This window comes from Kitasatospora sp. NPDC085464, from assembly GCF_044541955.1.
Lineage (GTDB): Bacteria > Actinomycetota > Actinomycetes > Streptomycetales > Streptomycetaceae > Kitasatospora.
The window spans coordinates 18,625-32,482 of record NZ_JBITTM010000078.1; the positions used below are offsets into that span (position 1 = coordinate 18,625).

A 13,858-nucleotide genomic window follows, 5' to 3' on the forward strand; every position below is an offset into this window, starting at 1 on the left:
ATGCCTGACGTGACAGCGCTCCTGGTCGACCAGGAGCGCAACCCGCCCCCCGCGCTGCTTTCCGCGCTCGCCGACGAGGACGTCGCCGTCGAGGTGCGCACCCCTCAGGAAGCCCTGGAGGGCGAGCCGACCTGGGCGGAAGTCCTGCTGACCCCGGCGGCGATGCCGCCGCGGGCCGTGCGGGAGATCGCCCGGCGCCTCGCCGAGAGCGGGACCACCCCGATCACGGTGGTGTACGCGGAGGACGACTTCGACGACATCGAGCAGCACATCAGGCTGGGCCACGACTACATCGTCCCGCCGTTCCTCCCACCGATGGTGCGGGCCCGGCTGCGCAGCTGCTACGAGCGGGCCAAGCTAGGCCGGGCGATGGAGGAGATCGAGGCGCAGGCCGAACTCCTGAGCTACGAACGGGAGCTGAAGATCGGCCGGCAGATCCAGGAGGGCTTCCTGCCCGAGGAGCTGCCGGGCCCCGACGGCTGGGACCTGGACGTCCGCTTCCGGCCCGCCCGCAAGGTCGCGGGCGACTTCTACGACGTCTTCGAGCTGGTCAACCGGCGCCGGCTGGCCCTGGTGGTGGCCGACGTGTGCGACAAGGGAGTGGGCGCGGCGCTGTTCATGGCGCTGATCCGCAGCCTGCTGCGGCACACGGCCGAGCACAGCGGCCTGCAGAGCCCCATGACGACCCACCAGGCCGCCGACCCCGCACACGTGATCCCCGTGGTCGGGGCCACCCCGCTGATGAACGCCGTGGTCGGCACCAATGGCTACCTCACCCGCAACCACAGCGGCCAGGGCTACTTCGCGACGATGTTCTTCGCGGTCCTCGACCCGGCCACCGGCAGCCTCGTCTACATCAACGGCGGCCACAACCCTCCCATGCTCGTCCCCAGGGAGGGCGGCGATCCGACCCCGCTGGAGCCCACCGGGCCCGCCGTCGGCGTGATCCCGGACTGCGCCTTCTCCCTCGGATACGCACAACTCCGCCCGGGCGACACGCTGTTCGTCTACACCGACGGCGTCCCCGAGGCCCGCGACGAGCACGGCGCGTTCTTCGGCGACGAGCGCGTGCTCGACCTGCTGCGCGAGCCGACGCCGTCCGGACGGGCACTGCTGGAGCGGATCGAGGCGGCGCTGCGGGAACACTCCGGCGCCGCCGAACAACACGACGACATCACCATGATGGCCGTCCACCGGACCGCCGGACCGGGCTGACCCGGCGCGGACACCATCACGGGCCCCCCGGACGATCGGACAGGAGAGATGGCACAGATCATCGCGATGCACTCGCACCGAGGGGGGACGGGAAGATCCACCCTCGCGGCCAACCTGGCCCGGCTGACGGCCGACGACGGCCACCGGGTGGCCCTGGTGGACACCGACATCCAGTCACCCGCCGCGCATGCGCTGTTCGGCGGCACCGAGGCGCCGGCCCGCACCCTCGCCGACTACCTGGTCGGCCGGTGCGAGGTCGAGGACGCGGCCCTCGCACTGCCCACCGCACCAGGCGGCGCCGGGCTCTTCCTCGTCCCCGCCCGGGCGGAGGCCTCCGGGATCCACGAGATCATCGCGCAGGGGTACGACGTCGGCCTGCTGCGCGAGGGCTTCGACCGGCTGATCGACGTGCTGCGCCTGGACGTCCTGCTGCTCGACACACACGCGGGCATCAACAACGAGACGGTCACCGCCGTGGCGAGCGCGGACACCCTGGCCGTGGTGACCAGGTCCTGCCACCTGGACCTCGGCGGCGCCGGGGAGACCATCGAGTTCGCCGGCCAGCTCGGCTGCGCGCGCCGCGTGCTGCTGGTGAACATGGTGCCGCCGGGCGTTCCGCGAGAACTGGCCGAGCGGCAGGCCGAGGCGGCGTACGGATCGCCCGTGGAGGCCGCCTTCCCGTACACGCCGGAGCTGGCCGTCGTCGCCGGGAGACGGCTGTTCGTCGACGCTCATCCCGACCACCCGTTGGTGGAACGTTTCCGCATGATCATCCCTTTCCTGGTGCACCGGAGGTGACGGCAACGATGGAGACCCTGTCCGCGATCGCCCTGGTCGGAGGCCGGGGAGTGCGGGCTCGGCCGCTGACCCTGAACTCCTCGGACTACCTGCGCAGCAAGGCCGCCATGAGCCTGGCCGGCCGCAGCCTGATCGAGTGGGCGGTCGGCATCCTCCAGGCCCAAGGCGTCGACCGCTTCTTCGTCGCTGCCAACGGCGGGGAGAACCGCGCCCAGACCAAGGCCATCCTGGAGCACGGGGAGCGGCTCGGTGTGTCCGTCCGCTACTCCAGGACCCGCTTCGACAGCTGCAACACCGGCTCCGGCGAGGCCACCCTGCGCTGCCTGGAGTACTGGGACCTCTCCGGCCCCGCGCTGGTCTTCCCCTCCGACTCGGTCTTCGAATTCGACCTCGCCGCCATGGCCGGCGCCCACCGGGCGAATGACGCCGTGGTCACCCTCGCCACCGTGCTCCGGCCGGCCGTCGAGGCCGCGGGCAAGTACGGCGTGGTGCTGCGCCGGCCCTGCGGCGCGGTGGCGGGCTTCCTGGAGAAACCGGACCTGGCCACCCTGCGGGCGGAAGGCGCGCTCGACGGCGCGGGCCGGGTCGAGACCAACGCCGGGATGTACCTGGTCGACTGCGACCGCCTACGGGTGATCGCCCGCGAGCCCGCCCTCGCCGCGCTCGCCCGCCGCAGCCTCGACTGGGGCGGCGACCTGCTGCCGTACCTGGCGGCCCGCGGCCACCGGATCGCCGCCCACTCCATTGCCAAGTTCGGGGACCTCGGCAGCCCCCGCGACTACCTCACCACCCTGCGGGAGGTCCTCCGCGACGAGTACCCGATGCTCAGCGGCCGGATCGACCCGCCGGTCGGTGCCCTGGCCGGCGCCCGGATCCACGAGAGCAGCCTGTACCTCAAGGACGAGGCCACCGGCCGGACCCTCGCGGAGAAGGTCGCCGACGGCACCGTCCGGATCGGCCCCGGCGTCCGGATCGGCCGGGACGTGGAGATCGGGCCCGGCGTCGTCCTCGCCGAGTCCGACATCGGCGACGGCGTGGACCTCGGGGAGGGCAGCTCGCTGCGCGGCGTCGCCTGCGGTGACCACAGCATCGTCGGACCCGGCGCCCGGATCTCCGACGTCTTCCTGGGGACCATGGTCGACATCCGCTCCACCCTCCGCCGCCCGGTCGTCCTGGAGGAGTTCTGCGCGCTCGGTGACGAGGTCAGGGTCGGCGCGGGTAGCCATCTGCGCGGAGTGAGCGTGTTCCCCCGGCTCGACATCGGGAGCGAGGCGCGGATACCCGCCGGTGCCAGCCTCTCGGGACTCAAAGACCTTCTGCACTGGCTGGGCGGAACGCCCCTGAACGGAAGGGCGGCATGATGCGCGTCGACCTGCTCACCCGCGAGTACCCGCCGCACGTCTACGGCGGCGCCGGCGTCCACGTCCAGCAACTCGCCCGGCAGCTAGGGCAGGTGGTGGACCTCCGGATCCAGTGCTTCGACGGGCCCCGCCCCGCGCCGCACGTCACCGGTCACCGGTCGCCCGCCGACCTGGCAGGAGCCGACGGCGCCCTTCAGGCCGTCGGCACCGGCCTCGCCATGGCCGCGGCCGCTGCCGGAGCCGATGTCGTGCACAGCCACACCTGGTACACCAACCTCGCCGGCCACCTCGCCAAACTGCTGTACGGCATCCCGCACGTGGTCACCGCCCACAGCCTGGAACCGCTGCGCCCCTGGAAGGCCGAGCAGCTCGGCGGCGGCTACGCGCTCTCCTCGTTCTGCGAGCGCACCGCCCTCCTCGGCGCCGACCGGGTGATCGCCGTCTCCGGCGCGATGCACGACGACGTCCTGCGCTGCCACCCGGAACTCGACCCCGACCGGGTCGTGGTGGTCCACAACGGCATCGACACCGAGGAGTTCGCACCCGACCCAGGCACCGCCGAATTGCACCGCCTGGGCATCCGAACCGACCGGCCCACCGTCGCCTGCGTCGCCCGCCTCACCCGGCAGAAGGGCCTGACCCACCTGCTGCGCGCCGCGCCGCACCTGGCCCCCGGCACCCAGCTGGTCCTGTGCGCCAGTGCCCCCGACACCCCCGGGATCGCCGAGGAGTTCGCCGCCGCGGTGCGCGAGGCGCGCGGGCTGGGCGCCGACGTGGTGCACGTCGCCGAGCCGCTCACCCGCTCGGCGGTGCGCCAACTGCTTTCGTTCGCGGACGTGTTCGCCTGCCCGTCGGTCTACGAGCCGCTGGGCATCGTCAACCTGGAGGCGATGGCCTGCGAGACACCGGTGGTCGCCACCTCCGTGGGCGGCATTCCGGAGGTGGTCACCGACGGGGAAACCGGCCTGCTGGTCCCGCTCGGCGGTGACGGCGAGCCCGCCGCGCCTGAGCTCTTCGCCAGGGAGTTCGCGCTGCGGATCAACGGGCTGCTGGCGGAGCCGGACCTGGCCCGCCGGATGGGCCGGGCCGGGCGCCGCCGGGCGGCCGAGCACTTCTCCTGGACGGCGGTCGCCGGACAGGTCCACGACGTCTACCGATCGGTGAGAGGAAGGTCCGAAGCCCGATGACCGTCGAGTCGATCCTGCCCGCGAAGGAGCTCCGCCCGCACCAACTCCCGTCCCCCGTCGGGCGGATCCCGATCACGGAGGTGCGGCCCTCGGTCGACCAGGGGCGCAGACCCGCGCGCGCGGTGCCGGGCGAGCCCTTCGAGGTCTCCGCCACCGTCTTCCGCGAGGGTCACGAGGAGATCGGCGCCCAGGTGGTGCTCACCGGCCCGGACGGGCTGGAGCGCCCCGGGGTCCCGATGGCCGAGAAGGTGCGCGGCACAGACCGCTGGAGCGCCGAGGTCGTCCTCGACCTGCTGGGGGAGTGGACCTTCCGCGTGGAGGCCTGGAGCGACCCGCTGGCCACCTGGCGGCACGCGGCGGAGGTCAAGATCCCGGCCGGTGTGGACGTCGAGCTGACCCTGGAGGAGGGCGCCGCACTGCTCGCTCGCGCCGCCCTCGGACCGCTCGCCGTCGGAACCGCCGCGCAGACCGGGCTCGCCTGGGCGGCGGCCTCCGTACGGGACACCGGCCGCCCGGCCGAGGAGCGGCTGGCCGCCGCTCTCTCCCCCGAGGTCACGGCCGCAGCCGGGGCCGGACCGCTGCGCGAACTCCTGACCATCGGACCTGAGTTCCCCGTACGGGTGGAGCGCGAGCGGGCGCTGTACGGCTCCTGGTACGAGCTCTTCCCCCGCTCGGAGGGCGCCGTCCTCGACCCGGCCGGCGTACAGCCGCCCCGCTCCGGCACCTTCCGCACTGCGGCACTCCGGCTGCCCGCCGTCGCCGCGATGGGCTTCCACGTCGTCTACCTGCCGCCGATCCACCCGATCGGCACCAGCCACCGCAAGGGCCCCGGCAACAGTCTCACCGCCGGCCCGCACGACCCCGGATCCCCATGGGCCGTCGGCTCGCCCGCGGGCGGGCACGACGCCCTGCACCCGGACCTCGGCACCGACCGGGACTTCCGGCACTTCGTGCGCACCGCCCGCCGCCTCGGCCTGGAGGTCGCGCTCGACTTCGCCCTGCAGTGCTCACCCGACCACCCCTGGCTCCGCGACCACCCCGAGTGGTTCCGCCACCGGGCCGACGGCAGCATCGCCCACGCCGAGAACCCGCCCAAGCAGTACCAGGACATCCACCCGATCGACTTCGACGCCGACCCGGACGGCATCCACGACGCCTGCCTGAAGGTGCTCCACCACTGGGTGGACCGGGGCGTGCGGATCTTCCGGGTCGACAACCCGCACACCAAACCGCTCGGCTTCTGGGAACGGCTGCTCGCCGACGTCCAGGCGACCGACCCTGACGTCCTCTTCCTCGCCGAGGCGTTCACCCGCCCGGCGATGCTGCACGCCCTCGCCCGGATCGGCTTCCACCAGTCCTACACCTACTTCACCTGGCGCAACACCCGCGAGGAGATCGAGTCCTGCCTCGGTGAACTGGCCGGGCTCGACGGCGAGGAGTCAGCCGCGTACCTGCGGCCCAACCTCTTCGTCAACACCCCTGACATCCTCCCGCGCTACCTCCAGCACGGCGGGCGCGCCGCCTTCGCGGTGCGGGCGGTGCTGGCCGCGACCACCGGCCCGTCCTGGGGCGTCTACGCCGGCTACGAGCTGTGCGAGGCGGCTGCGGCCGCGCCCGGCGGCGAGGAGTACGCCGACTCCGAGAAGTACCAGTACCGGCCGCGTGACTGGGCCGCCGCCGAAGGGCGCTCCCTAGCCCCACTGGTCACGGCGCTCAACCGGATCCGCGAACACCACCCGGCCCTGCACCACCTGCGTAACCTGCGCTTCCACTCCTGCGACAACCCGCAGATCCTCACGTACTCCAAGCGGCTCGGCGAGGACGCCGTCCTGGTGGTGCTCAACCTCGACCCGCACCGCGCCCAGCAGGGCACCGTCACCCTCGACCTCGCCGAACTCGGGCTGGAACCGGGCGCGGCCTTCGACGTCCACGACGAGCTCGGCGGAGCCGAGTACCGCTGGTGCGCCGAGAACGGCGTCCGGCTCGACCCGCTGATCGGCCAGGTCGCCCACGTCTTCACCATCCGGCCCCTGACGAGGACTTCACGGTGACCCCACTTCCTGACCCGGTCCCGCCGACACCCGGAGAGCTCGACCTCCACCTGATCGGCGAGGGGCGTCACGAGCGGCTCTGGCAGGTGCTGGGAGCCCACACCCGCGCCGGCGGCACCGACTTCGCGGTCTGGGCCCCGAAGGCCCGCGCGGTACGGGTGATCGGCGACTTCAACGGCTGGCACGGCGCCGGGCACGAGATGGAGCCGCTCGGCTCCTCCGGCATCTGGCAGCGGTTCGTTCCCGGAGCGGGTGAAGGTGCCCTGTACAAGTACGAGGTCCTGCGCACGGACGGCACCTGGCGGCAGAAGGCGGACCCGTTGGCCTTCGCCGCCGAGTGCCCGCCGGGGTCGGCGTCCAGGATCCACACCTCCTGGCACCGCTGGACCGATGCCGCATGGATGGCGGCCCGGTCGGCACACCGACCGGCTCGGACGAGCGTCTACGAGGTTCATCTCGGCTCCTGGCAGGCGAGCCTGACGTATCGTCAACTCGCGGATGAGTTGCCGGAATACGTCAAGGACATGGGTTTCACCCACGTCGAGCTCCTGCCCGTCGCCGAGCACCCCTTCGGTGGCTCGTGGGGGTACCAGGTCACCTCCTACTTCGCCCCGACCTCCCGGCTCGGCACCCCGGACGACTTCCGGCACCTGGTCGACGCCCTCCACCGGGCCGGCCTCGGAGTGATCGTCGACTGGGTCCCCGCGCACTTCCCCAAGGACGACTGGGCGCTGGCCCGGTTCGACGGCACCCCCCTCTACGAGCACCCCGACCCGCACCGGGGCGAACACCCCGACTGGGGGACCCTGGTCTTCGACTACGGCCGCCCCGAGGTGCGCAACTTCCTGATCGCCAACGCGCTGTACTGGTGCGAGGAGTTTCACGTGGACGGCCTGCGGGTGGACGCGGTGGCCTCCATGCTCTACCTCGACTACTCGCGCGGACCCGGCCAGTGGACGCCCAACGCCCACGGCGGCCGCGAGAACCCGGAGGCGGTCGCCTTCCTCCGGGAGCTCAACACCACCCTCCACCGCCGCTTCCCCGGCGTGCTCACCATTGCCGAGGAGTCCACCGCCTGGGAGGGTGTCACCCGGTCCGTCGAAGCCGACGGGCTCGGCTTCGACCTGAAGTGGAACATGGGCTGGATGCACGACACCCTCGCCTACCTCCGCCAGGACCCGGTGCACCGGCGCCACCACCACACCGGCATGACCTTTCCGATGATGTACGCCCACGCGGAGAACTACCTGCTGCCCATCAGCCACGACGAGGTCGTCCACGGCAAGGGCTCACTGCTCGGCAAGGCACCGGGCGACCGGTGGCAGCAGCTCGCCTCCGTGCGCGCCTACCTGGCCTTCATGTGGGCCCATCCAGGCGGTCAACTCATCTTCATGGGACAGGAGTTCGCCCAGCCGTCGGAGTGGTGGCACGACGGTTCGCTGGACTGGCCGCTGCTGGACACTCCCGAGCACCGGGGCGTGCGCGACCTGGTCCGCGACCTCAACCGGCTCCAGCACGCCGTCCCCGCGCTCTGGCAGTGCGACGGCGAACCCGGCGGCTTCCGCTGGATCGACGCCGACAACGCGGACGAGAACGTCCTTTCCTTCATCCGCTACGACGCCGACGGGGAGCCCCTGGTGTGCGTGTACAACTTCTCGCCGGTGGTGCGCGACCCGTTCCGCCTGGCCTTCCCCCGGGTCGGAGTCTGGAACGAGGTGCTCAACACCGACGCCGGCTGCTACGGCGGCAGCGGCGTCGGCAACCTCGGCGCCGTCACGGCCGAGGCGCGGCACCGGCAGGGACTGCCGGCCGGCGCCGACGTCGTGCTGCCGCCGCTCGGCTCGCTCTGGCTGCGCCCGCAGGACGGCGGGGCCGGTCGTGGCTGAGATCCTGCTCCTGGTCGTCGGCGCGACCCTGGTCTCCGCCGCCGCCCACCGCACCGGCGTCTCCCCGCCGATCGCGGCGGTCGTCGCCGGACTGCTGGTCTCCTTCGTCCCGGGCGTCCCCGACTACCACCTCGACCCGGACCTCGCGCTGGTCGTCTTCGTGCCCCCGCTGGTCTACTCCGACGCGGTGGAGAGCTCCTACCTGAACCTGCGGGCCAACGCCCGCCCGATCGGCCTGCTCTCCGTCGGGCTCGTCCTGTTCACCACCTCGGTCGTCGGCCTCGCGGCGCACGCGGTCGTCCCCGGGATGCCGTGGGCGGACGCCTTCGTCCTGGGCGCGATCCTCGCCCCCACCGACGCGGTCGCCGCGGTCTCGATCGCCCGGCGGCTCGGGCTGCCGCGCCGCATCGTCACCATCCTGGTGGCGGAAAGCATCGTCAACGACGCCACCGGCATGACCGTCTTCCGGCTCACCCTGGCGGTGGCCCTGGGCGGCGCCACCACTTTCCTCGACGGTGTGGCCGAGTTCGCCTACACCTCGCTGGCAGGCGTAGCGGTCGGGCTGGCCCTGGCGCTGCCGGTCCGCCGGCTGCGCGGCTGGCTGGCCGACGCCGTCACGGAGAACGCCGTGATGCTGCTCGTACCCTTCGGTGCCTACGCGGCCGCCGAGTCCTTCCACGCCTCCGGAGTGCTCGCCGTGCTCGCCGCCGGGCTGTACCTCGGGCACCACTTCGCCGGGGCCTCGCACGAGGCCAGGCTGCAGGAGAAGGCCACCTGGCGGCTGGCCACCTGCGTACTGGAGGCGGTGTCCTTCGCCCTGATCGGCCTCCAACTGCGCCCGGTGCTCCAGGCCCTGCACACCACGGACGCGGCGGCGCTGGGCCGTTACGCGGTGGTGGTGTTCGCGGCCATGCTGCTGGCCAGGGCCGTCTGGATCTTCCCGGCCACCTATCTGCCCCGCCGGCTGTCGGCCCGGTTGCGCGGACGCGACCCGGCGCCCCCGTGGCAGCACCCCGCCGCGATCTGCTGGGCCGGCACCCGCGGCGTGGTCTCGCTGGCCGCGGCCTTCGCCGTACCGCCCGACCTGCCGGACCGGGACCTGGTGCTCTTCCTCACCTTCTCCGCGGTGCTCGGCACCCTGCTGGTCCAGGGCGTCGGGTTCCCCGCGGTGGCCCGCCGGCTGCGCCTGCGGGACGAGGGGCAGGCACGCGAGGACGGCCTCGCCGAGGCCATGGCGCAGGAGGTGGCGGTCCGGGCGGCCTGGGCCCGGGTGGAGGAGAGGGTCGCCAACGGCCAGGAGGACGTACCCGGCCACGTCCTGGACCGCTTGCGGGACCTGGCCGAGCACCGCTGCTCCACAGCCTGGGAGCGGATCCGGGCGGACGGCGCCCGGGCGCCGTCCGAGCCGCCGACCGCCGCGTACCGGCGGCTGCGGCGGGAGATGCTCGCCACCGAGCGCGGCGTCTTCGTCCGGCTCTGCCGAGAGGGCCGGATCCACGACGAGGTGCTGCGGCGGGTGATGCACGAGCTCGACCTGGAGGAGGCGGCACTCTCGCGCACCTGACCGGAACAGGTCCGTACGCTGTGCCAACAATTTCCCGCAGTACCGGCCTTCCCGGGTGCACCCGATCGCGCCGCATATGGAACTCGCTAAACCGCTGCCGTCCGGTTCTGCCGGAGTCGGTTCTCTGCTCTAATGGGCGCTCGAGCTCAGCAGTGCAGATGGCCTTTCGGGAAATCAGTCCGGTCCGATGATTTTCCCCGCTCTGCCATGCCCGGAATGGCGAACAATTCCGCCGGGCCGTGGTATTCGCGCATTGCTTCGAGGAGGGATGGGTGTGGACGCCGGATTCGATGGATTCGATCCGCAGGACCTTTCTCAGGATCGGGTGGACCGGCTGTGCGGGCAGTTGCTCGCCTCGGTTCCGCGCAGTGACCAGCGGCGGTGGGGCGAGTTGTACGTCCGGGGGCTGCTGTCCGCGAAGGGGCGCAAGACCATGAAGGGCATCGCCGAGGCTGCCGACAGCAGCGCGATGCAGAGCCTCCAGCAGTTCATCACCACCTCCCCGTGGGAGTGGAAACCCGTACGCCAGTCGTTGGCCCGCCTCGTCGACCGGGAACTCCAGCCCGTCGCCTGGATCGTCGAGCCGCTCGCGGTGCCCAAAGCGGGCCGCCACTCCGTCGGCGTCTCGCGCCAGTTCGTCCCCGGACTCGGCCGGATGGCCAACTGCCAGCAGAGCACCGGGGTGTGGTTGGCCTCCGAGGAGGCGAGCTGCCCGGTGGACTGGCAGCTCGCACTGCCGGCGTCCTGGGTTGCGGGCGACGAGGCGCGGAGAAGAGCCGCCGTCCCCGACCACGTGAGATCCCAGACCCCGGTGCAGTGCGCCGTCGGTTCGGTCGTCTCCATGGCCGAGGACTGGCGACTGACGCCGCGCCCGGTGGTGATGACCGCCGCCGGCGGCGACCTTGCCGAGGTGCTCGGGGCCTTCGCGCCGCGCCGGATCCCCTTCGTCCTGGGCGTCGATGCCTGCCTGCGGGTGGCCCCCGCGGACCCGAGGCTGCCCGTCGGTGACGGACGGCAGCTGCCGGCGGAGCAACTCGTGGCGTCCGTACGGGAGCTGGGTGCGGCGGTGGAGTGGCGCGACAGCTGGTACGCCCGGCGCAGGGTGGCCAAGGTGGTCGGTGTGCGGGTCGCGCTGCAGACCGCCCTCGACCGTTCCACGGGCATGCCGCCGCTCTTCCTCATCGGCGCCTGGACCGACCCGCACCAGGCGCGGCCCACCGAGCTCTTCCTCTCCAACATCGGCCACCTCTCCTCGTCGGCGCTCTTCCGGATCGCCAAGTTGAACCGGCGCGTCTCCCGCGACCTGAAGGACGTCTGCGGCGAGGTGGGCATCCGTGACTTCGCCGGGCGCTCCTTCCGGGGGTGGCACCACCACGCCACGCTCGTCTCGATCGCGCACGCGATCTCCGTCCTGGCCCGGCTGCCGAGACAGTCGGGTCGGCTGCTGCCGCAGCGGCGGTTGCCGCTGATCGGATCGCGGTGACCGCGCCGGCCCCGGTCCGTGGTGAGCGGCTGCGGGGCATCGAGCTCTTCACCGACCTGACTGATGACCAGCTGGATTGGCTCACCGAGGTGTCCGAGGAACGGGTACTCGCCGACGGCGACACCCTCTTCCACGACGGGGACGAGGCCACCCACTTCTACGTGCTGCTCGACGGCGAGCTCCTGGTCGTCAAGAGCGTGGACGGCCGGGAGGAACTGCTCACCCGGCACCGGGCCCGTGCCGACGCCGGCGGGGAGCACGACGCCAAGCCCCCGGCCGCCCACCGGTTCACCGGGGAGCTCGCGTTGCTGACCGACGGCGTGTACGTGGCCACCGCCGTCGCGGCGGGCCGCACGACCGTCGCCGCCTACCCCAAGCAGGTCTTCCTGGACATGCTGGTGCGCTGCCCCGGCGTCGCCCGGGTGCTGCTGCCCGTCCTGGCCTGGCGGATCGCCTCCTCGGAAGCCCAGGCCCGGGGCAGGGCCACGGTGGAGGCCATGGGCACGCTCGCTGCCGGCCTGGCCCACGAGCTGAACAACCCGGCCGCGGCCGTGGCCCGCGCCGCCCAGGAGCTCGGCCCGGCAACCGACCGGCTCGCCGCCACGGCACGGCGCTGGGGTGCCGCGGCCGTCACCCGGGAGACCGAGGCGCTCGACCGGCTCGCGGTGGAGATCGGGCGGACGCCGCTCACCTCCGAGACCGACCCCGTGGCGTCGGCGGACCTGGAGGACGAGGTGTTCGCCTGGGCCGAACGGCGGGGCGCCGCACAGCCGGTGGGCCTCGCCTGCGCGATGGCCGAACGAGGCCTCGGCACAGGCTGGTTGTCCGGGCGGCTGTGCGGGCTGTGCCCCGGGGTGCTTCCGGTGGCCCTGGAACACCTGTCCGCCCTGCTGGAGGTCCGGGCGCTCACGGGGGAGCTGCGGACGGCCGGCCCGCGCATCTCCGCGCTGGTGGCCGCTGCCCGGGACTACGCGAACCTCGGCCGGGCTCCGCAGGGCCGGTTCTCCGTGGTCGACGGCATCGAGGCCACCCTGACGATGCTGCGGCCGAAGCTCGCCGGGGTGCGGATCGTGCGCGAGTACACGCCGGACCTCCCGGAGGCGTCCGGTCACCCGACCGAGCTCAACCAGGTGTGGACCAACCTGATCGACAACGCCGTCGACGCCATGGCCGGCGCCGGGACGCTCACCGTACGGACCGGCCGCCAGGGCACCTGCCTCACCGTCGAGATCGGGGACACCGGCTGCGGCATCCCGGCCGACGCGCTCACCAGGATCTTCGAGCCCTTCTACACCACCAAGGACGTCGGCAAGGGCACGGGCCTCGGCTTGCACCTCTCCTACCGCATCGTCACCCAGCGGCACCGCGGCTCGCTCACCGCCCGCTCGGTACCCGGCGACACCTGGTTCACCGTGCGAATTCCCACACCGACCCGAAAGGACCTCGAATGACGGAAATCACGGCAACGGACGTGCGAGCGATTTTCGAGAAGCAGCTCGCGGCGGTGACCGCCGGCGATCTCGAATCGATCGTCGCGCATTACACCGCGGACGCCGTTCTCGTCCGGGCCGACCGGAGTTTCGTCGGCGCGGACGGAATTCGCGAAGCGTTCTCCGGGTACCTCGCCCTCCGGCCGAGTCTGGTGGAAATGGTGGAGTACGCCGAACACGGGGACACGATCTGTTACCGGGCGGTCATGGAGGTCGCCGGTGAACGGAGGGAGACGGTCGGCACCATGGTCATGAAGGACGGCGGGATCTGGCGGCAGACGGCCTCGTTCCGCCCGGAACCGACCGTCAGCATGACACCGCTGGAGGTCTACCGGGCTTGGAACGACTACCTGCTGGCGGGCGACATCGCGGGGGCCACCCGTCTGATCGACGCCGACCGGTGGACCGAGAAGTGCCTCGGCCTGACCGGCTGGCTCACCGACTTCCAGGTGGCGCTCACCCACTACGCGCGGAACATGGTCGAGCCGTGGGAAAACCTTGAGATGTCCGAGGAGGAGGTGGTCGAGGGGCGGGACGCCGTCACCATCCGCTTCCGCGTCGAGGCCACCCACATCGGGGAGTTCATGGGCATTCCCGCCACCGGCCGACGGGTCTCCTTCGACGCCATCCGTATCGTCCACGTCAGGGACGGCAAGGTCACGGGACAATGGGCGCAGCTCGACCTCTGGGGCTTGCACCGGCAGTTGACGGATGGCCGGCCGACCGCACTCTGACCCGAATCCGCAGGTAGTGGCCGATGGCCAGTCAGTTGATCTTTGTGCTGGCCGTCGGCGTGTGTCCGGCGTGTGTGGGTAGGCCGGTG

The 13,858-nt window shown here is 72.2% G+C and carries 10 protein-coding genes; all 10 read left to right on the forward strand.

Annotation, left to right across the window (positions count from 1 at the left end; genetic code table 11):
- Positions 1 to 1,215, forward strand: a complete 1,215-nt coding sequence (locus tag ACIGG8_RS40325) for a PP2C family protein-serine/threonine phosphatase (RefSeq protein WP_396553547.1) — start codon at positions 1 to 3, stop codon at positions 1,213 to 1,215.
- Between the two features lie 48 nt (positions 1,216 to 1,263).
- Positions 1,264 to 2,013: a MinD/ParA family protein gene (locus ACIGG8_RS40330; RefSeq protein WP_396553548.1), complete on the forward strand. Its 750-nt coding sequence runs from the start codon at positions 1,264 to 1,266 to the stop codon at positions 2,011 to 2,013.
- A gap of 8 nt (positions 2,014 to 2,021) precedes the next feature.
- Entirely contained in the window at positions 2,022 to 3,374 is a 1,353-nt protein-coding gene (locus ACIGG8_RS40335; RefSeq protein WP_396553549.1) for a sugar phosphate nucleotidyltransferase, read from the forward strand.
- Entirely contained in the window at positions 3,374 to 4,561 is a 1,188-nt protein-coding gene (gene glgA, locus ACIGG8_RS40340) for a glycogen synthase (protein WP_396553556.1), read from the forward strand. The genes ACIGG8_RS40335 and glgA overlap by 1 nt, the downstream gene beginning before the upstream one ends.
- Positions 4,558 to 6,612 (forward strand): alpha-1,4-glucan--maltose-1-phosphate maltosyltransferase, encoded by a 2,055-nt coding sequence (locus tag ACIGG8_RS40345; protein WP_396553550.1) that lies wholly within the window; start codon positions 4,558 to 4,560, stop codon positions 6,610 to 6,612. The genes glgA and ACIGG8_RS40345 overlap by 4 nt, the downstream gene beginning before the upstream one ends.
- Positions 6,609 to 8,498 (forward strand): 1,4-alpha-glucan branching protein GlgB, encoded by a 1,890-nt coding sequence (gene glgB, locus ACIGG8_RS40350; protein WP_396553551.1) that lies wholly within the window; start codon positions 6,609 to 6,611, stop codon positions 8,496 to 8,498. The genes ACIGG8_RS40345 and glgB overlap by 4 nt, the downstream gene beginning before the upstream one ends.
- Positions 8,491 to 10,062, forward strand: a complete 1,572-nt coding sequence (locus ACIGG8_RS40355) for a Na+/H+ antiporter (protein WP_396553552.1) — start codon at positions 8,491 to 8,493, stop codon at positions 10,060 to 10,062. Before glgB ends, ACIGG8_RS40355 begins: the two co-directional genes overlap by 8 nt.
- Before the next feature lie 274 nt (positions 10,063 to 10,336).
- A complete protein-coding gene (locus tag ACIGG8_RS40360) occupies positions 10,337 to 11,545 on the forward strand; it encodes an IS701 family transposase (protein ID WP_396553553.1) in 1,209 nt (402 codons plus the stop codon).
- Complete coding sequence (locus ACIGG8_RS40365; protein ID WP_396553554.1) at positions 11,542 to 12,996, forward strand: ATP-binding protein; 1,455 nt, start codon at positions 11,542 to 11,544, stop codon at positions 12,994 to 12,996. The genes ACIGG8_RS40360 and ACIGG8_RS40365 overlap by 4 nt, the downstream gene beginning before the upstream one ends.
- The gene (locus tag ACIGG8_RS40370; protein WP_396553555.1) at positions 12,993 to 13,769 is read left to right on the forward strand and encodes an ester cyclase; all 777 of its coding nucleotides are present in this window, start codon (positions 12,993 to 12,995) and stop codon (positions 13,767 to 13,769) included. Before ACIGG8_RS40365 ends, ACIGG8_RS40370 begins: the two co-directional genes overlap by 4 nt.
- Positions 13,770 to 13,858 lie beyond the last annotated feature (89 nt).

Excerpts from the sequence above, each read along its gene's own strand:
- ACIGG8_RS40325 (WP_396553547.1), top strand. The coding sequence starts at position 1 with ATGCCTGACGTGACAGCGCTCCTGGTCGACCAGGAGCGCAACCCGCCC.
- ACIGG8_RS40330 (WP_396553548.1), top strand. The coding sequence starts at position 1,264 with ATGGCACAGATCATCGCGATGCACTCGCACCGAGGGGGGACGGGAAGA.
- ACIGG8_RS40335 (WP_396553549.1), top strand. The coding sequence starts at position 2,022 with ATGGAGACCCTGTCCGCGATCGCCCTGGTCGGAGGCCGGGGAGTGCGG.
- glgA (WP_396553556.1), top strand. The coding sequence starts at position 3,374 with ATGCGCGTCGACCTGCTCACCCGCGAGTACCCGCCGCACGTCTACGGC.
- ACIGG8_RS40345 (WP_396553550.1), top strand. The coding sequence starts at position 4,558 with ATGACCGTCGAGTCGATCCTGCCCGCGAAGGAGCTCCGCCCGCACCAA.
- ACIGG8_RS40370 (WP_396553555.1), top strand. The coding sequence starts at position 12,993 with ATGACGGAAATCACGGCAACGGACGTGCGAGCGATTTTCGAGAAGCAG.